The following is a 17,897-nucleotide window of genomic DNA, read 5'->3' as shown; positions in this document are numbered from 1 at the left end:
GCCCTGCGGGTCAGGCTCGTGATGGCTCAGCCCTGTTCGTCGAAGTACTGCTTCGCTCCGGGGGCGAGTTCGCTCACGGGCACGTCCTGCGCGTTGTCGACGGTGATGTCCTTGGCCGCGTTGTGCGAGCTCTGGATCTTGTCGATGCTGTCGAACAGGGTCTTCGTGATGTCGTAGACGGCGTCGTCGCTGAGCGAGGGGCTGACGACCAGCAGGTTGGGGATCGTCAGGGTCTCGGCCGCCTCGCTGTCGCCGTAGGTGCCCGCCGGGATCTCGCCTTCGCCGAAGTAGTCGTGTTCGGACAGCAGCTTCTCCCGTCCGTCACCGGTGAACGGGACGACCTTGACGTCGTCGCTGGTCGCCAAGTCGGTGACCGCGGAGTTCGGCAGACCGCTGGTGACGAACGCGGCGTCGAGCTGACCGTTGCGCATCTGGTCGATCGCCTCGGCGTAGGGCAGGTAGTCGGCGCTGAAGTCGTCGTAGCTGAGCCCGTAGGCGTCGACGACGGTGCGGGCGTTGAGTTCGACACCGGAGTTCTGATCGCCGACGGAGACCGATTTGCCCTTGATGTCCTCGATCGAGTCGATGCCCGAGCCTTCGATGGTCACAAGCTGGACGTACTGGTCGTAGAGGTTCGCGACGACGGGCAGGGAGTCGATCTGCTTGCCGTCGAAGGCGCCTTCGCCGGCCAGGGCTTGGTCGACCGCGTCGCCCTGGGTGAAGGCGAGTTCCGCTCCCCCGTCCTGGATGAGGGTGAGGTTCTCCACCGAGGCGCCCGTCGACTGCACGGAGGTGTCGGCGCCGAGTTCGTCGGCGAGGATCTCCGACATCGTGGCTCCGACCTGGTAGTACACGCCCGAGGAGCCGCCGGTGGCGATCGTGATGAAGTCGGCGCTCTGTTCGCCCTCCTCACCGCCTCCACCTCCGCCGCCTCCGCAGGCGGTGGCGAGCAGTGTCAGGGCCGCGATTCCGGCGGCTGCGGCGAGGGTGCGGGGTCGGCGAAGAGTGCGCGTCATTGTGTTCTCCTTCGAAACCTGATGATCAGGTGAGTGTTGCGTGAGCAATGCCTACGTACTGCACCCTAGAGGAACACCGTGACCATCGCCACAGCCGACCACTGCGCAGGACGGATTGTGATGAATCCGTTCTCCCCCGCCGAGGCGGTCCGACGTTCGCTGCCCGACCGCTGGAATCCGCCGGCCGCGAAGGAGGCCGCCCCCCACCGAGGCGGCCTGGCGTTCAGTCCCGCGGAATCCGTTTCCGCCACGGCCACCACACGGCTCGTCCGATGTCATGGACGAGGGCCGGGACGACGAGCGAACGGACGAGGATCGCGTCGAGGAGGACGCCGAAGGTGACGATGAAGGCAAGCTGGAAGAGGAACATCACCGGGATGACGGCGAGTGCGGCGAAGGTCGCCGCGAGCACGATCCCCGCCGAGGTGATCACCCCTCCCGTGGCGACGAGTCCGGAGAGCACTCCCCGTCGGGTGCCCAGGTGCAGGGATTCCTCGCGCACCCGGGACATGAGGAAGATGTTGTAGTCGATGCCCAGCGCCACGAGGAAGACGAACGCGTACAGCGGCACCGAGGGGTCGGCGCCGTCGAAGCCGATGAGGTGGTTGAATACCAACGCCGAGACCCCCAGCGCCGTGCCGAAGGACAGCACCGTCAGCGCCACGAGCAGGAGCGGGGCCAGCAGGGAGCGCAGCAGGAGGATGAGGATGACGGTGATGACGAGGAGGATGAGCGGGATCGCCAGTGCCCGGTCCGCCTCGGCGGTGGTGTTCGTGTCGAGGTCGACGGCGGTCTCGCCGCCGACGAGGGCCCCGGCGTCGATGTCGTGGACGGCCTCGCGGATGTCGGTCACGGTGGTCTCGGCGGCCAGGGAGTCGGCGGCGTCGGTGAGCGTGGCCTCGAGGAGGACGGCACCGTCGACCTCGGTGGGTGCGGGGGTGGCCTGAGACCCGTCCGAGGCCTGCGGCGGACCGCCGCGGGGGGCTTCGGGTTCGCCGTCGGCGTTGATGGCCAGGGTTCCGCTCGGGGAGTCTGCGGCGGTGACCGACAGGGATTCGACCCCGTCGAGATCGCCGATGGCCCGTGCGGCGTCTTCGAGGTCGTCGGCGGCGACGACGATCTGCGTCGGTGAGCCGGAGCCGCCGGGGAAGTGCTCGGCGAGCACGTCCTGACCGTCGCGGGCTTCGGACTGGCCGAGGACGAATTCGGATTGGGCGACTCCGGAGGCCTTGAACTGCGGGGCGGCGAGCAGCGGGAGCGCGAGGACGATGACGAGTCCGATCCAGATCGCGCGCGGACGCTTCGCGACCGCCTCGGCGATCCTCGCCCACAGCCCGCGCTTGGTCGGATTCGACGGACGCGGCGGGAAGGGCCAGAAGACGGCGCGGCCGATGGTCATGAGTGCGGCGGGCAGGAAGGTCAGTGCCGCGAGCATCGCCACGACGATGCCGATCGCCGCGACCGGGCCGAGTGCGCGCGTCGAGGCGAGGTCGGTGAGGAGGAGGACGAGGAGTCCGGCGATGACGGTTCCACCCGAGGCGGCGATCGGTTCGAGGACGCCTTTGAGGGCGCTCAGTCCCGCACGGACACGGTCGGTTTCGGTGCGCAGGGCGTCGCGGAAGCGGGCGACGACGAGGAGGGAGTAGTCGGTGGTGGCACCGACGACGAGGATGAAGAGGATCCCCTGGACCTGCCCGTTGATGAGGAGGATGCCGGCATCGGCGAGGTGCCAGATGACGAAGATCGAGGCGGAGAGTGCGGCCAGGGAGGTGAAGAGGACGATGATCGGCAGCAGCGGCGAGCGGTAGACGATGACGAGGATGACGAAGACGGCGATGAGCGCGACGAGCAGCAGGATCCCGTCGATGCCGGCGAAGGCTTCGGTGAGGTCGGCGGCGAACCCGGCCGGTCCGGTGACATAGACGTCCGCGACCGTGGTGGGGAGACTCCCGCTCTGATTCGGGGACGTGTCGGCGGCGGCCGCGATCGGGAAGGCTTCGCCGATGGCGTCCCTGATCCGCTCGACATCGTCGGCGGTGGTCTCCGCGGAGACCGGGAGGATGACCTCGAGGGCGTCGCCGTCATCGGAGGGGATGAGCGGTGAGGCGTCGGCGGCCAGCAGGTCGTCGTCGACAAGGGTCTGCGTCAGTTCGTCGAGTCGGGACCTGTCGTCGTCGGTGACTCCATCGCTGTTTTCGAGGACGACGATGGCCGGAACGTAGTCGAGGTCGCTGAACTTCTCGATCTGGTCCTGAGCGCGGGTCGATTCGGCGGATTCGGGCAGGAAGGACGAGCGGTCGTTCGTGGCGACCTCGGAGATCTTGCCGAAGTAGGGACCGCCGACACCCGAGATGCCGACCCAGGCGACGAGGAGGACCGCGAAGAGCGCGATGAGTGACTTGCGCCCGCGGATGGGGCCCATGGAGTGTCGCTGGGTCGCGGCAGCCGTGCCGTCGTCGTTTTCGTCACCACCCGTGGGGCCGCCTCGGCGGGAGTCGGGATTCGGCGGCGTCGAGGTCAGGAGGTGACGTGGCATGGTCTCAGGCTACGCCAGTTCGGAGGTATCGAGACATTGCAGTGCGAGTACGATTTCAGCCGCAGTTCGTGGGTCAGTGAGACGTGCGTCCAACACCTTTTCGATCTGCCCGATTCGGTAACGCACAGTGTTCTCGTGCACATGCAGCCGCGCAGCAACCTCAGCAATGCTGCCGCCGCTTTCCACGTAAGTGCGCAGTGTGGTGGAAGCTTCGGGCTTGGTGACTATCGGATTGAGAAATGCAGCCACTAGCCGACGATCGAAACGCAGACTCATTCGTGCCGCGGCCCATTCGATCGGGCGCATTCGGTCGACGAACGCGAACTTCGTCCCGCGCACTGAACCGAGTGCCACATTCGCAGTCTGCAGCATCTCAGGCACTTGGCTCAGTGCAGTGAAGAGGCCAGATACTCCGACGCCGAGAAGACCTGGAGCATCCAGGCGACTTTCGATATCGAAGTCTCCCGAGCACACCACGGTCTGTTCGATCGCCGATGCTCCATACTCAGACTCTCTGATGACGAGCCCGCCCCCAGGAGGCAGAGTTGGTCGTGCTGATACGGAATCTGCAATGTCGAGACGAACCCGTACTGCCCGGATCGGCTCGTAGGCGACGAATCCGAAACTTTCGAGGAGCCGCCAAATCGCAGGTTCGCGTCCCGGTGAGACTCCGGCTTCCAAATCTCGCAGGACTCGGACCGATTCCTCACGTCGATTGCTGATCGAGAAGGATTCGAATCCCTCGAAAGCACGCAAGAGCTTGGTCAAGACATCGAGGATAAGGCTAACAGCCGCATCGTCCTCCCGTTCCACAAAAGCATCGGCGTGCACGGCGACGACAATGACGTGGTTGCGACTACGCAGTCGAACTGTCTGAGCGTAGACGTGCCAACGTCCGATTGCCCCTGACTTCGGCTCATCCCACCGGGCACGGTCCGCGTCTGCGAAAATTTCATCCTGCACCCACTGAGAAATGAGATGAGTCGGCGCCGTACCGACAGATCGGATGACCTCTCCGAGCTCGTTGACGACAAGTCCCGCACCTCTGCAGATATTCGTGGCACGCAGAAGTGCCGACTCAAGAGGGTCTACTGAGTTCAGACCACTCATCAGCTCGTCGAAGATCTGCTCTCGCGTCAGTGATTTTCGGTTCGAACTCATCTGCGTCTCCCCTCACCGTCACGGGTGCCGACTGATCAGCGGGCCAGCCGTCAGCAAGAACGCCGACACTTTGTGATTTTCACAAATTCTACTGGTTCTTCCTTCGTCTGCTCCATTGACCTGCTCGAGTGCCGAGAGCCAGGCTATGGAGAACACCACAATCAAAGGAGATGACCGTGGCAGATCTACGCGTCGCAGTCGACGTCGGTGGAACGTTCACCGACATCTGTGTTTTCGACGAATCCACCCAGAAGATGAAGGTGACGAAAGTGCCTTCAACCCCGGACAACCCGATGGAGGCTGTTCTCAACGGGGTAAAGCGAGCGGACATCGACCTCAGTCAGGTTGAACTCTTCTCGCATGGAACGACCGTTGCAACCAATGCGCTCATCACTCGCAGATTCCCCAAATCAGCGATGGTGACTACCAAGGGATTCCGTGATGTCATCGAGATCCGTGATGGCACGAAGGACGATCTGTGGGACGCATACTCAGACGTCTCCGGTCCCTACATTCGTCGCCGTGACCGATTCGAGGTCACTGAACGAGTCGACTATGCCGGCAATATCGTCACCGAACTCGATGAAGTGGAGGCCCGAAAACTCGGGCGGCTGCTGAAGAAGCGCGGCGCGACGACCATTGCCGTCTGCTTCGTCAACTCTTATGCGAACTCCGCGAATGAGTTACGGATGCGAGAAATCCTCGCCGAGGAGCTCCCAGAGGCCAGCATCTCAACCTCGGCAGAAGTGCTGCCGGAGATCTTTGAGCACAACCGATTCAACACGACAGTAGCCAATGCTGTACTCGGACCTCTGGTGTCCGGTTATGTCGAACAGCTCGACAGCAACCTGACCGAAGACGGCTACGCCGGCGAGCTGCTGCTGCTCCATTCGGGCGGCGGTTCGATGACGTCGGAGATGGTCAAGAAGTTCCCGGTCCGGCTGGCGGCTTCGGGCATCGCCGCCGGCGCGATCGCCGCCCAGCACGTCGCCGAGCAGTGTGGGTACGAAAACGCCGTCGGGCTCGATATGGGCGGCACCTCGACAGACATCACACTCATCGCCGACGGTGAGCTGCGAGAGACGAACGAGTGGGAGGTCGAATACGGTCACCCCATCGTCTTCCCCAGCATCGAAGTCCTCACCATCGGCGCGGGCGGTGGATCACTGGCTCATATCGACATTGCCGGTTCGCTGCGAAACGGCCCTCAGTCAGCTGGGGCCGCCCCAGGCCCTGTCTGCTATCGACGAGGCGGGGAGGAACCGACGAACACGGATGCGAACCTCTGGCTCAATCGACTTGGCACCGATCTCGCTGACGGTGAGATGACCCTGGACCGCGATAGCTCGCGGTCAGCGATCAAGGAGAAGATCGCTGACCCGCTCGGACTCGACGTCGACACTGCGGCCGAGTCCATCGTCAAGGTCGCCAATGCCAACATGGCCGACGCAGTCCGACTCGTGTCCATCCGCCGCGGACTCGATCCACGAGATTTTGCGCTCATCGCATTCGGCGGTGCCGGTGCACTGCACGGGGCCGATGTGGCACGCGAACTCAACATCCCCACTGTCATCGTCCCGCCCAGCCCGGGAGTCACCTCGGCGCTGGGGTGCCTCCTCGTCGACATCCAACACGACCTGTCGCAGATGTTCACCGGCGTCGCGGACTCCGCAGACGCAGAAACGGTCGAACAGCACTTCCGCGAACTCGAACTCGAAGGTCGAGATCGACTGCGACATGAGAAAGTCGCCGAGGAAGACTCGGTCTTCGAACGTGGAATCTCGATGCGTTACCACGGCCAGTGGAGGTCGCTGCAGGTGAAGATGGGCTCCGGCCCGAATGCGCTGCGCGAGGCCGTCCAACTCTTTCACGAGGAACACGAGAAACAGTACGCGTTCCGGCAGGATGACACCCCGGTCGAGATCTTCCAACTCCACCTCAAGGCGCTCGGGAAGACACCGAAGCCGACCTTCAAACCGACCCCTGTCAGCAGCAAAGATCCCGGTGAGCCGCTCGAGGTCCGCGACGTCTACTTCGACGGACAGTGGCATTCGACGCCGGTCTACCAGCGGGAGAACTTGCCCTCGGGAGCCGCGTTCATCGGACCGGCGATCCTCAATCAGATCGACTCGACCACCGTCATCCCGCCGAACTCGTCCGCCGTGATCGATGAGTGGTTCAACATCCGCATCGCGCTGACGGCAGAGACAGCAGAGCCTGCGCTTTCAGCTGCGAACAATTCAACACAGAACGGCCTGTGAGGAGAGACCCATGACCACATCAACGGAACAGTCGACGTCCACGCTCGACCCGGTGACTTTCGAAGTACTGAAGAATGCCTTCGCCACCAGCGTCGACCTCATGAGCGAACAGATCCTGCGGACCTGCTATTCGTTCGTCATCTACTCACGCGACTTCTCGTCGGCACTTTGTGACCGCTACGGAAACACCGTCATGCAGGGCAGCGCTGACATCGCCGTCCACGTCGGCACTCTGCACTTTCAGTGCAAGGCCGTCATGGAGGAGTTCGGTGATGACATCAATCCTGGCGACGTCTTCCTCATCAACGACCCTTACCGAGGCGGCACGCACTTCAATGATGTCAGCTTCATCCGTCCGATCTTCGCTGATGACGAGATCATCGGCTTCGCGCAGAACAAAGGCCACTGGGCCGATATCGGTGGGTCCGTCCCGGGCTCGTTCGATGTCTCTGCCAGTGAGCACTTCGGTGAGGGTCTGCGCATCACCCCGCTTCGGGTCTGGCACAAGGGCCGGTTCCTCCACGATGTAGCTCAGCTGCTCGTGTCGAATACGCGTGCTCCCGATCAGGCCCTCGGCGATCTCAACGCCCAAGCCGAGGCCACAGCTGTATGCGAACGCGAAGTGCTCCGCCTCGTCGACAAATATTCGAAGGACACGGTCCTCGATGCGATGCAGGAGACGCAGGACTATGTCTGCCGCACCGTGCTCGCCAGCCTCGGCGATCTGCCGAAGGGCGAGTGGGAGACGGTCGACTTCCTCGACGGCGATCCGGCTAAGGGCGAGGGGCTGGCTCCGATCCGGGTGAAGCTCACGCTCGATGGGACAGGTATCCACTACGACCTCACGGGATCCGCCGAGGCGGTCTCAACGTTCCTCAACTCCGGCTACGGGACGACCTTCTCTGCGATCTACGCGGGCACGAAGACGTTCTTCCCCGAGGTTCCGCTCAACTCCGGGTTCTACCAGGCGGTGACCGCAGAGATCGGCGAAGAGGGAACCGTCGTCAACGCCGGCTGGCCGCATGCAGTGACCGGGTTCTGTTCGGGCCCGTACGAGAAGGTCATGAACGCGATCTTCGAACTGTGGTCCCACATCATGCCCGAACGCGCGATGGCGTGTGCATTCAACCTCGAGTATCTGCTCGTCGGTGGGCATGATGCCAGGACCGAGTCGAGCCCGTACTTCATGTGGTACGACTGGATGGCAGGCGGATGGGGCGGCCGGTCGACGAAGGACGGCTCCTCCGCGACTTCACCGGTATTCGGCACCGGACTCGCCGTGCAGCCGGTCGAGGGACAGGAGCGCCTGACCCCGGTAATCACGACTCAGCACTCGATCAACATCGACTCCGGCGGGCCGGGCAGGTTCCGCGGAGGATGTGGAGTGAATAAAGGCGGCATCCTCACAGATGCGACCGGTGCGGTGATGAGCTACTGCTGCGACCGCGGGCGGTCGACGACGTGGGGCATCAATGGCGGACTGCCGTCGATCCCACACGGAGTCTGGCTCAATCCTTCGTCAGAGAACCCGCGCTACTTGGGTGCCACGTTCTCGAATGTAGCCATCAGTCCGGGTGACACGTTCGAACGCCCCAGCGCTGGAGGAGGAGGCTTCGGTGACCCGCTGGAGCGAACCACCGCCGAGGTGCTCGAGGACGTCATCGACGGCTACGTATCCATAGACCGCGCGGCCAAGGACTATGGAGTCGTCATCCGTGAGATAGATGCCGAACTCGATGATTACGAGATCGACGAAGCCGCGACAGCGGATGAACGGGAACAGATCCGCTCCGAACGCGCGTCCTGGCTGGATGCCGACCCCGCCGAGGTGGCCCGCCGTTACCGCGCTGACGAGATCACCGTCCACGACGTCATCCGACAGTACGGCGTCGTCCTCGACTGGGGTACCGGTGAACTGCTCGAGAAGTCAACGGGACAGTTCCGCGATAGCATGCGAATTCGGTCCGCTTCGCACTGGAGTTGAGCACCCCCCGAAAGTGCGCCCGGCGATTCTGCATCGAATCGCCGGGCGCACTTTCGCACTTCAACTCATTCCGCCCGCTGACTATTGCGCCTGCGCAGTAATCCTATAGGATCTAGGAAAGAGGAATCAGTTCGAAGGGGAACTAGTGACCCGATTATTCAATGACCCGAATGACTTCGTCTCTGATATGTCGCGCGGCTTCGCACTCGCCTCATCTCGGTGGGTGCGAGCAGTCAACGGCGGCGTCGTGCGCTCAACGAAGAGTCATGAGCCGACGGTCTCTCTCGTTATCGGCGGCGGAAGTGGCCACTTTCCTGCGTTCTCCGGCCTCGTCGGCCCTGGGTTGGCGCACGGGACCGCCGTGGGCAACGTATTCGCCTCGCCCTCGGCGAAACAGATCATGTCAGTCGCCCGCAGCTGTGACCAGGGACGCGGCGTCCTCTTCAGTTACGGCAATTATGCGGGCGATGTCCTCAACTTCGATCAGGCTCAGCAGCAGCTGCGTGCCGAAGGAATCGACACACGGACGGTCGTGGTCACCGATGACATCTTCAGCGCGTCCCGAGACGAGATGGACAAACGCCGAGGCATCGCCGGTGATCTCGTCGTATTCAAGATTGCGGGTGCCTCCGCGGAAGCAGGCCTCGAACTGAGCGAGGTCGAACGTCTCGCCCGAGCCGCCAACCACCGTACTCGGTCAATCGGAGTCGCATTCTCCGGGTGTACTCTCCCCGGGGCCGATGAGCCGCTCTTCACCGTCCCCGAAGGCACCATGGCCGTCGGACTCGGCATCCACGGAGAACCCGGCATAGACGAAGTTCCACTCCCCTCAGCAATGCAGCTAGCCGAGCTCCTCGTATCACGTCTCCTAGACGAGGCGCCCGACTCTTCTCGACGAGTCGTCCCCATCCTCAACGGGTTGGGCACCGTCAAGTACGAGGAGCTCTACCTACTCTACGGACTCATCGACCCGCTGCTGAGGGAGGCCGGTTATGAACTCGTCGGTCCGGAAGTCGGTGAGTTCTGTACGAGTTTCGACATGGCGGGACTCTCACTGACTCTCCTCTGGCTCGATAATGAACTCGAACAGCTGTGGGAAGCACCGTGCTCCTCGGCAGCCTTCACTCGAGGCGATCTAAAGGGCCTCCATCATCCACCGGAGTTCGCCCAGCAAGAGCTTCCAAGCGAAAGCGATGCGGGTTTCACGTCGATGCCTGCCTCGACTCCCGCGTCGCTATCGTCCAAGCGACTCGGAAGACAGATCTCCACCGTCGTTGATCAGATCGCGACTGTCCTCGACGGCGCGGCTGGCGAGCTCGGCCGCCTCGATAGCATTGCCGGCGACGGTGACCACGGGATCGGCATGCAACGAGGGTCGAAAGCCGCAGCACGCGCTGCATTCGAGGCTACGAGCAGCGGCTACAGTGCTGAGGGGGTGATCCGTGCAGCCGGTGAGGCTTGGGCCGATGTCGGCGGAGGCACCTCCGGCGCCATTTGGGGTCGGATCATCTCAACACTCGCCGACGGGTTCGCAGGGGACAAAGTCCCGGATCCCACTGAGTTCTCTGCCGCTCTCGCGGCAACAGTCAGTGAGGTCCGCTCGTTCGGCGGTGTAGACGTCGGCGACAAGACTCTGCTGGATGCCCTCGTGCCGTTCGAGACGGAGTTCTCACGAAACATCGGATCCGGAAACTACGCGGCCACGAATTCAACGTTCATTCAAGCGACTTCTCGTGCCGCTCATGCAGCGACTCGAGCCGCCCACGCGACCGCCGAACTCGTCCCGAAACGTGGTCGAGCCCGCGCACATGGAGATCGAAGCGTCGGCACCCCAGACCCCGGCGCGATCTCTCTGGCGATGATTGCCGAGTCCATCGCGGATCACCTGACCTCTCACGCGACTTCCAGCACCGTGCCCACCAGCGACAACATCGCTACCTCCGACAGCACCAAACGAAAGGCAACGGGAAAATGACTCTGCGAGTAGTCGTCGGATCAGACGATGCAGGATTCGAATACAAAGAAGTCATCAAGTCCGACATGGGAGATGACAAGCGCATCGCATCTGTGTTCGATGTTGGGGTCGACTCCGATTCGCACACCTTCTACCCCTCCATCGCGACAACCGCAGCAGAGATAGTCGCCCGGGGAGACGCCGATCGGGCGATACTCATCTGCGGTACTGGACTCGGTGTGGCGATCGCGGCCAACAAGGTGAAGAGCATTCGAGCGGCCACCGCCCACGATTCGTTCAGCGTCGAGCGTTCCATCATGTCCAATGACGCGCAGATCCTCTGTATGGGGCAGCGGGTCATCGGCCTCGAACTCGCCCGGCGTCTGGCTCGGGAATGGATCGGCTACACTTTCGATCCGACGAGCGCATCGAATGACAAAGTGGCACAGATCAGCTCCTACGAGTCCCGCTGATCCATGTTCGGCGCAACTCGCTCTTCATGTATGCCGCCCCTTCCTGACTTGCTCATCGGGACCAGCCTGAAAATGTACATGTCACACGCCCAGACATTGGACTGGGCCAGAACGGTCAACACGCTCACGCGCGCCCACCCTGCGGTTGTCTCGGGAATTGCCGGGCTCGTACTCCTCCCTCAATTTCCATCGATTCCAGCCTGCCTCGACCTTGTCGGGCCGCTCCAGATCGGTGCCCAGAATCTGTCAACCGAAGATGCCGGCGCGTGGACGGGAGAGGTCTCCGGGGCCGTGCTCGCTGAATTGGGCTGCCGCTACGTCGAGGTCGGCCATGCCGAACGCCGCCGACACTTTCATGAGACCGAGGAGGTCATCCGCTCAAAGACCGCTGCAGCATTGCGGCACGGATTGTTTCCGATACTGTGCGTAGGAGAGGAGTCCAAAGGTTCCCCTGAATCTGCCTCCAAGGAGGTAGTCGCCCAGATCCGCTCGGCATTGCGCCCCTCCCCGAGCGGCTCGCCGCCCCAGGCCGCCGTCGTCATAGCCTACGAGCCGATGTGGGCGATCGGCGCACGGCAACCCGCCGCCCCTGATCACATCGCCGCGGTGTGCAAGTACGTCCGCGCACACATCCACACTGACCTCCCAAATCTCGACATCCGCATCATCTATGGCGGCAGCGCGGGACCGGGCCTCCTCACGGAACTCGGTTCGGCAGTCAACGGGCTCTTCCTAGGCCGCTTCGCTCACGATCCCGAATCACTGTCAAGGATCCTCGACGAACTCTCCGATGTCATTATGCTGAAATCATGAACGCACAGCCTTCAACCCCGCGCGCCGACATCGAACGTCGAGGACTCCGCGACCTCGTCTACGAACACATTCTCGAAATCCTTCTCACGGGCGAGATCTCACCGGGCGAAAGGGTATCCATCGACGGGTTGGCCAGGAACCTCAATGTCTCTCCGACCCCCGTGCGAGAAGCGCTGGTCGACCTCGAACGCACCGGCCTCGTCATCCGCGAAGCATTGCGCGGCTACCGCGTCTCGCCTCCGTTGGATCGCAAACAGCTGGAGGAGCTCTTCATCGCCCGCGAGACAGTGGAGACCGCCGCAACGAAATTGGCGACTCCAGCTGACGACGAGCTGCTCCGCTCGCTCGAGGAAGCCCACGCCGCGCACGAAGCGGCAGGAGCCAAGGTTCGCGAGACCGCACAACACGGTGCTGAATCCTCCGACAGTCCCGAAGAGGCGCAGCGGATGCGCGTGAGCGCGGCACAGGAATACTTCGCCCGAGACCGAGACTTTCACGACAGAATCCTCGAACGCAGCGGCAACCGCTACCTGATCAGGATGTCGCAAGACCTCGGCGCCCAAGTGCATCGTCTTCGTCAGGCTTTGCCGCACGGCATCACTGATGTGGGCGAAGCCCTGTCCGAACACCGTGCGATCATCGAGGCCTTCGCTTCGCCAGACCCCACAGCACCGGAAGCCGCCATGCGCCACCATGTCAGAATGGTCGCCCACCGAGCACTCGTCGAAGACCCTCCTACTCCCTCTCCCGACAACCATGAGGACCCATGACTCCAACCGAGCACACGATTGCCTGCTGCATGCACGGATTCTCCCCCACTGACAACAACGGACATCCCTTGACGGCAGCCGACCCCGGGTCCTGGGCCGCAATCTTCTCCACGCTGTCTAGCCTTGGATTCACGGCGCTCGAGATCGCCGACAGCCATATCCGTCCGGCCGGCCTCACCGCTGAACGACGCAACATCCTCAAACGGCTCGCCGCCTCGGCGGGAGTCGAACTCACCTCAGTCCATGTCCAACGCCAGTCGATCATCGAACCTGAACGCGGAGAGGCGAACCTCGCCTACGCCCACCGAACGATCGATGCCGCAGCGGAACTCGGGTGCCAGATCTTCTCCACAGGACTCCATCAGCCCTTCTCATCTGCCCAACGCAAAGCATTGTGGTTCTGGACTGCGAAAGGCTGGGAAGACCCGGCAGACCCTGAAGTTCGGACACTTGCGGTGCACCGGCTGAGGGAACTCGGCAGGCACGCCGCCGAAGTAGGATTGCCGATGTCGTTGGAAATGTACGAAGACACCTACTTGGGAACAGCCGAATCCGCGGTTCGACTCATCGAGGAGATCGGACTCGACAATGTCGGCCTCAACCCTGACATCGGCAACCTCATCCGCCTGCACCGTCCCATCGACGACTGGCGGGAGATGCACGAACTCGCCCTGCCCTACGCAAACTACTGGCATATGAAGAACTACCAGCGCGATGAAGCGGCCGACGCCTCTTGGTTCACGTCTCATCCCACCACCATGCAGAACGGGCTCATCGACTACCGGGCAATGGTCGCCCGGGCCGTGGAGCTCGGCTTCGACGGCCCTTTCGTCATGGAACAGTATGGGGGCGACAGCCTCGGCGTCTGCGCGGAGAACAGAACCTATCTCAGCGGACTTCTCGCCCACCCCCAACCAGCGAAAGGCCCGGCAGCTTCATGACATCCTCATCTCCTGAATCACATACTCCGCTCTCGCTGGGAGCGCCTTTTCCCGCTGAGCGCACGGCAGTCCTCACTGGCGTCGGCAGCACAAACGGGATCGGCCGACACACCGCTCACCGCCTCGCCCAATCCGGCTGGAACCTCGGACTCATCGCGCGTCGCGATGACCAAGCTCGTGACCTCGCTGAAGAGCTTGCGGAATCGTACGGCGTCTCGGCGCTCGGCATGGGTGCCGATGTCACTAACTCCGAGGCGATCGCCGAGACGGCCACCGCTTTCGAATCGAATCTGCCCCAAATCGTCGCGCTTGCGAACTTCGCAGGCGTCTCGTCGTCTGTGACCTACTTCGAGATCACCGATGAGGAGTGGACGCGAGTGATGTCGAACAACCTTACATCGACCCACCTGGTCACACAGGCGTTCGGACGCATCATGGCAAAGAACGGTCTGGGCCGCATCGTCGGTCTGTCTTCGGTCACTGCTCAGAAGGGTGGCGGAACATTTTCCAAGACTGCATATGCCGCGGCCAAGGCGGGGATTGTCGGACTCATGCGCGGAGTCGCCCTGGAGCTCGGTCCTTACGGGGTGACGGCGAACTCCGTTTCTCCCGGTCCGGTCGACACTGACATTATGGGCGGACCACTCGATGATGAACGCCGTGCGGCGATGGGAGCGGCGACCGCGCTGGGCCGCATCTCGGTGCCAGAAGATGTCTCTGCCACTGTTGAGTTCCTTTTCAGCGAGGGAGCCGGACACATCACAGGGCAGACGTTGAGCATCAACGGCGGCCTCTACTTCCACTGAGCACTTCGCCAGTATCGAATTACCGACTTCGATTAGCCGAATACACTATCGAACCGATCCAATGGAGGATCCATGTCAGTAAACGCCGACCACGTCACATTTCTCGGTCTCGGTGCCATCGGCCTGCCTATGGCACTGAGGATGTATCGCTCTGGCTTCCATGTCACCGGTGTCGATCCGTTTCCCGAACCCAGACATCGCGCTAGTGCGGAGGGCCTGCCGACTGCGGAGTCTCCGCTGTCAGCAAAAACGGCGGCAACGGTGATCGTTATGGTCGCCGACAGTGCTCAGCTCGAACAGGCTCTCGAGGGCGACACACGGACTGGATCGCCTGGGCTGCTCGACCTCATGTCGCCAGATGCTGTGCTCGTCATCATGTCCACGGTGGGGCCCGATGCTGTCCGCAGCGCCTCGGCGCGGGCATCGGAATTCGGCATCGATGTCCTCGATGTCCCTGTCACAGGAGGCATCACCGGGGTCCTGGCCGGAACCCTGCGAATGCTCGCGTCCGGTCCCCGCCATGTCCTCAAATCGCGGAAGGACGTACTCGAGTCGCTTGGAACGGTCATCGAGTGCGGTGATCGCATCGGCGACGGCCAGTCCTTCAAAGCAGTGAATCAATTGCTGTGCTCCGTCCACATCGTGGCCGCGGCGGAGGCACTGTCTTTGGCGGAGAGGCTCGGCCTTGACCAGGAGAACGTGCTCGACGCGATGTCGGCCGGGGCCGCCAATTCATGGATGCTCAGCGATCGGGGACCGCGAATGTTGGAGGGCATCGATGCCCAGGTGTCAAGTGCGGTGAGCATCTTCGTCAAGGACACAGCCCTCGTCGCCGATGTTGCCGACGGCAGCGACTTCGATCTGGTGATGCTTCCGGCGGCGGCTCAGAAATTCGCAGAGGCAGCTGAGCTCGGTCTGCTCGGCCGCGATGACTCACAGGTGGTCCGAACCTACGATCCCTGACTCGGCCTGGTCACACGTCCGCTTAGGAGCCTCGTCCGCCCGTGGATTCAGTTGTGCGGTGCCCGCTTGCCGACCACATATTCGGATGCCAGAGTCAGCGACCGCGCCACTCATAGGGGGTTTTGCTGACAAATGCATGCACCGCATTGTGGAAGTCCTCAGAACCGTAGATCCGGTGGACGATGTCTTGGTCATCAACGGTCCCGCCGGATTCCGAAAGCCTGCGCACGACTTCCTTGACGGACCACATCGTCAGCGGCGCATGGCCCTTGAGCGTGTTCGCCCATTCTGCTGTCGCCTCGGCGATGTCATCGGTGACGAGTCCGACGAAACCGGCGCCCAGCGCTTCGTCGGCGTCGAGGAAACGAGCGCGAAGCAGCATGTCGACCACCCGGGCTCGTCCGAGCAGCTCGATGAGCAGGCCAAGCGTGTCGGCGGACAAGCAGTTGCCCAGAGTCCTTGCGATCGGAACTCCGAAGCGTGCCCGTGGTGAGGCGATGCGCACGTCGGCACAGGCCGCGATTCCGAGCCCTCCGCCAACGCAGTAGCCGTCGATTGCGGCAATTACCGGAACGTTGACGGCACAGAGTCGGGCAAGTACCTCGGAGATCCGCTTCTCGTATGCGACACCCGCGGCACCGTCGAATTCAGTGAACTGCGCAATGTCGGTTCCTGCGACGAATGCTTTAGGTCCCGCACCTTGCATGACCATGACGCGGATGCCGTCGTCGGCGCCGGCCGTCTCACATGCTTCGGCAAGTCCCATGTACATATCCCATGTCATCGCATTGCGCGCCTCAGGACGGTTGAATGTGACCGTGAGGACACCGTCGGCTCTATCGACGAGAAGATTGTCAGTCGTCTCCTTGCGGTCTGGAGTGTGCATCATTTGTTTGCCTTCCCATTGCGGCTCTCAGCGTGCTGTGGAGTGAATTTGGTGAATTGTTCGGACGCTTCAGTGCGCCTTGAGTTCGGCGAGTTCATCCGCAGTGAACCCGAGTTCGTCGAGCAGATTATTGTCCGCACCGAGTGAGGGACCAGCCGGTCCCCGTTTTGTCGGCGTCCGCGACAAGCGCATGGGCGAGCCGATCTGTCGCACCGTGCCGGCAACCGGGTGCTCAGAGTCCCAGAAGAACTCACGACTGACAAGATGGTCGTCGGAAAAGACCTGCGAATAGTCGCTGATCGGAGCACACGGCACGCCCGCTTCGTTGAGGACCTCTACTACCTCGTCCGTCGTCATCATCATTGTCTTCTCTTCGATGAGTGCGATCAGCGATTCTCTGTGAGTCAGCCTGTCATAAGATTCCTGAAACCGATCGTCGGCGAGCAGATCTTCGAGCCCCAGCGCTTGACAGAATCTCTCCCAATTGCGCGGGGTGTTAGCTCCGATCGTCACGAACCCGTCGGACGTGTGGACTGCCTGATAGGGCGCCTGGTTCTGGTGTGCAGAGCCATTCGGCCGACCGACCTTCCCTTCGACGAAATATCCGGCGGCCTCCCACACCGCGTAGGAGACCCCGCTTTCAAAGAGGGATACGTCGATGTATTGCCCTTCCCCTGATCGGTGCCGTTCGTAGAGCGCCGAGGTGAGCGCAAGCGCCACGTACATCGCCGAAGTGAGGTCACAGATAGGCACCCCCACCTTGGCCGGCGGAGAATCGGGATGCCCTGTGATGCTCATCAGCCCGCTGCGCGCTTGAGCCATGATGTCAAGGCCGGCCAGTTTCGCCAACGGTCCGTCCTGCCCCCACCCGGACGCCGAAGCGTAGATGATTCCCGGATTGCGCTCTCGCACGTTTTCATAGGCGACACCGAGTCGCTGCATAACGCCGGGTCGCATGTTCTCTACGACGACATCAGCCGTCTCAGCCAACCGCATGAACGCCTCCCGCCCGACCTCACTCTTGAGATCGAGGGTGACCGATTCCTTGTTTCGATTGATGAGCATGTAAGGGGCGCTTTCGCCATTGACGAAAGGGCCGGTGGTTCGGGTTTGATCCCCACCCTGCGGATTCTCTATCTTGATCACCCGCGCGCCGAGGTCGGCCAGCTGCATGGTGGCAAATGGCCCCGCCATGAACACACCCAGTTCAAGTACCGTCACGCCGGCCAAAGGTCCAGCACTCCCGGTCAGTTCGGATTCTCGTGTATTCAAGAGCTTCTCCTCTGATCTCCATCGATCCTGTAGGAAATGGCGACCCACCTCGGATCGAACC

Annotated in this window: 15 protein-coding genes; 9 read left to right on the top strand and 6 right to left on the bottom strand. The window is 62.4% G+C overall.

Annotation, left to right across the window (positions count from 1 at the left end; translation table 11 throughout):
• Window positions 1-26: 26 nt before the first annotated feature.
• The 4 genes from QYM46_RS01325 to QYM46_RS01310 form a co-directional block, all read right to left on the bottom strand.
• Window positions 27-1,016 (bottom strand): TAXI family TRAP transporter solute-binding subunit, encoded by a 990-nt coding sequence (locus tag QYM46_RS01325; RefSeq protein ID WP_432790433.1) that lies wholly within the window; start codon window positions 1,014-1,016, stop codon window positions 27-29.
• A gap of 65 nt (window positions 1,017-1,081) precedes the next feature.
• A complete protein-coding gene (locus QYM46_RS01320; RefSeq protein ID WP_432790432.1) occupies window positions 1,082-1,267 on the bottom strand; it encodes a hypothetical protein in 186 nt (61 codons plus the stop codon).
• Window positions 1,240-3,438, bottom strand: a complete 2,199-nt coding sequence (locus QYM46_RS01315; RefSeq protein ID WP_432791772.1) for an MMPL family transporter — start codon at window positions 3,436-3,438, stop codon at window positions 1,240-1,242. The genes QYM46_RS01320 and QYM46_RS01315 overlap by 28 nt, the downstream gene beginning before the upstream one ends.
• A gap of 123 nt (window positions 3,439-3,561) precedes the next feature.
• On the bottom strand, window positions 3,562-4,713 hold the full coding sequence (locus QYM46_RS01310; protein WP_169251016.1) for a PucR family transcriptional regulator: 1,152 nt from the start codon (window positions 4,711-4,713) through the stop codon (window positions 3,562-3,564).
• Between the two features lie 176 nt (window positions 4,714-4,889).
• Between QYM46_RS01310 and QYM46_RS01305 the strand changes: the two genes are divergently transcribed.
• The 9 genes from QYM46_RS01305 (at window position 4,890) to QYM46_RS01265 (ending at window position 15,678) form a co-directional block, all read left to right on the top strand.
• Complete coding sequence (locus QYM46_RS01305; RefSeq protein ID WP_432790431.1) at window positions 4,890-6,974, top strand: hydantoinase/oxoprolinase family protein; 2,085 nt, start codon at window positions 4,890-4,892, stop codon at window positions 6,972-6,974.
• A 10-nt stretch (window positions 6,975-6,984) separates the two neighbouring features.
• Window positions 6,985-8,958, top strand: coding sequence for a hydantoinase B/oxoprolinase family protein (locus QYM46_RS01300; RefSeq protein WP_432790430.1), 1,974 nt, complete (start codon window positions 6,985-6,987; stop codon window positions 8,956-8,958).
• Between the two features lie 187 nt (window positions 8,959-9,145).
• Window positions 9,146-10,933, top strand: coding sequence for a dihydroxyacetone kinase family protein (locus QYM46_RS01295; RefSeq protein ID WP_432790429.1), 1,788 nt, complete (start codon window positions 9,146-9,148; stop codon window positions 10,931-10,933).
• Window positions 10,930-11,385, top strand: coding sequence for a ribose-5-phosphate isomerase (locus QYM46_RS01290; RefSeq protein ID WP_432790428.1), 456 nt, complete (start codon window positions 10,930-10,932; stop codon window positions 11,383-11,385). Before QYM46_RS01295 ends, QYM46_RS01290 begins: the two co-directional genes overlap by 4 nt.
• Window positions 11,386-11,463: 78 nt before the next feature.
• Window positions 11,464-12,198, top strand: coding sequence for a triose-phosphate isomerase family protein (locus tag QYM46_RS01285; RefSeq protein ID WP_432790426.1), 735 nt, complete (start codon window positions 11,464-11,466; stop codon window positions 12,196-12,198).
• A complete protein-coding gene (locus QYM46_RS01280) occupies window positions 12,195-12,968 on the top strand; it encodes a GntR family transcriptional regulator (protein WP_432790425.1) in 774 nt (257 codons plus the stop codon). Before QYM46_RS01285 ends, QYM46_RS01280 begins: the two co-directional genes overlap by 4 nt.
• Window positions 12,965-13,909: a sugar phosphate isomerase/epimerase family protein gene (locus tag QYM46_RS01275; RefSeq protein ID WP_432790424.1), complete on the top strand. Its 945-nt coding sequence runs from the start codon at window positions 12,965-12,967 to the stop codon at window positions 13,907-13,909. The genes QYM46_RS01280 and QYM46_RS01275 overlap by 4 nt, the downstream gene beginning before the upstream one ends.
• The gene (locus QYM46_RS01270) at window positions 13,906-14,715 is read left to right on the top strand and encodes an SDR family NAD(P)-dependent oxidoreductase (protein ID WP_432790423.1); all 810 of its coding nucleotides are present in this window, start codon (window positions 13,906-13,908) and stop codon (window positions 14,713-14,715) included. The genes QYM46_RS01275 and QYM46_RS01270 overlap by 4 nt, the downstream gene beginning before the upstream one ends.
• A 72-nt stretch (window positions 14,716-14,787) precedes the next feature.
• On the top strand, window positions 14,788-15,678 hold the full coding sequence (locus QYM46_RS01265) for an NAD(P)-dependent oxidoreductase (protein ID WP_432790422.1): 891 nt from the start codon (window positions 14,788-14,790) through the stop codon (window positions 15,676-15,678).
• 94 nt (window positions 15,679-15,772) lie between these two features.
• Here QYM46_RS01265 and QYM46_RS01260 read toward each other — a convergent pair whose 3' ends face one another.
• Together QYM46_RS01260 and QYM46_RS01255 are read right to left on the bottom strand one after the other, a co-directional pair.
• Entirely contained in the window at window positions 15,773-16,567 is a 795-nt protein-coding gene (locus QYM46_RS01260) for an enoyl-CoA hydratase (protein WP_432790421.1), read from the bottom strand.
• 66 nt (window positions 16,568-16,633) lie between these two features.
• Window positions 16,634-17,836 (bottom strand): CaiB/BaiF CoA transferase family protein, encoded by a 1,203-nt coding sequence (locus QYM46_RS01255; RefSeq protein ID WP_432790420.1) that lies wholly within the window; start codon window positions 17,834-17,836, stop codon window positions 16,634-16,636.
• Window positions 17,837-17,897 lie beyond the last annotated feature (61 nt).

Origin of the sequence: Brevibacterium sp. K11IcPPYGO002, assembly GCF_050920635.1 — a bacterium.
In the GTDB taxonomy this organism is placed as follows: Bacteria; Actinomycetota; Actinomycetes; order Actinomycetales; family Brevibacteriaceae; genus Brevibacterium.
This window is presented reverse-complemented; position numbering and strand designations above follow the sequence as displayed.

Bases quoted from the DNA above. Each gene is read 5' to 3' on its own strand.
- QYM46_RS01325 (WP_432790433.1), bottom strand. From the start codon at position 1,016: ATGACGCGCACTCTTCGCCGACCCCGCACCCTCGCCGCAGCCGCCGGA.
- QYM46_RS01315 (WP_432791772.1), bottom strand. From the start codon at position 3,438: ATGGGCCCCATCCGCGGGCGCAAGTCACTCATCGCGCTCTTCGCGGTC.
- QYM46_RS01310 (WP_169251016.1), bottom strand. From the start codon at position 4,713: ATGAGTTCGAACCGAAAATCACTGACGCGAGAGCAGATCTTCGACGAG.
- QYM46_RS01300 (WP_432790430.1), top strand. From the start codon at position 6,985: ATGACCACATCAACGGAACAGTCGACGTCCACGCTCGACCCGGTGACT.
- QYM46_RS01295 (WP_432790429.1), top strand. From the start codon at position 9,146: ATGTCGCGCGGCTTCGCACTCGCCTCATCTCGGTGGGTGCGAGCAGTC.
- QYM46_RS01290 (WP_432790428.1), top strand. From the start codon at position 10,930: ATGACTCTGCGAGTAGTCGTCGGATCAGACGATGCAGGATTCGAATAC.
- QYM46_RS01285 (WP_432790426.1), top strand. From the start codon at position 11,464: ATGTCACACGCCCAGACATTGGACTGGGCCAGAACGGTCAACACGCTC.
- QYM46_RS01280 (WP_432790425.1), top strand. From the start codon at position 12,195: ATGAACGCACAGCCTTCAACCCCGCGCGCCGACATCGAACGTCGAGGA.
- QYM46_RS01275 (WP_432790424.1), top strand. From the start codon at position 12,965: ATGACTCCAACCGAGCACACGATTGCCTGCTGCATGCACGGATTCTCC.
- QYM46_RS01270 (WP_432790423.1), top strand. From the start codon at position 13,906: ATGACATCCTCATCTCCTGAATCACATACTCCGCTCTCGCTGGGAGCG.
- QYM46_RS01265 (WP_432790422.1), top strand. From the start codon at position 14,788: ATGTCAGTAAACGCCGACCACGTCACATTTCTCGGTCTCGGTGCCATC.
- QYM46_RS01260 (WP_432790421.1), bottom strand. From the start codon at position 16,567: ATGATGCACACTCCAGACCGCAAGGAGACGACTGACAATCTTCTCGTC.